General features: G+C 50.1%; 1 protein-coding gene. It reads right to left on the reverse strand.

Features of this window, described 5'->3' with window-relative positions:
* On the reverse strand, window positions 1–501 hold a 501-nt coding region (locus tag ACS8FD_RS25065), incomplete at both ends, for an HlyD family secretion protein (RefSeq protein WP_439277840.1).

The raw sequence follows: 501 nt of genomic DNA on the forward strand, positions 1-501 counted from the left end.
TGTGCAGTGGCAGCAGACTTATCTTCGCTACGTGCGCCTTCTAATGCTAGATCATACTGCAAACGCGCCGCTTCAGTTTGGTCTTGCGTAGCCAGATACTGCGCATAGGCTTCATCACGCTTCTGCCTTGCCATAAGTCCTTCTTCATAAAGGCGATCGACACGTTGGTAGGTGTTTTGTGCCAAATCAGAAGCCGCTTTATTGGCTTGCCAAGCGGCTTTTGCTTGCGCGATCTCTTGCGGGCGCGCGCCATTTTCTGCTTTATCTAATTGGCTTTGAGCCATATCTTTACCGGCACGAGCTTGAGCAATCTTTGCGTTGATTTCAGGTGAGTCCATCTCAATCAGTTGCTGACCGACTTCAACCTTATTGCCTTCTGTGACCAGAATCTGTGCGATACGCCCGGGTACTTTCGCTGCGATGGACGTTTGCTGCATTTGCATCTGTCCTTGTAGTGTCATGACTTGCGGCTTGCTCTGCCCAGTACTTTTGTACAAGCCA

This window comes from Psychrobacter sp. 1U2 (assembly GCF_051847575.1).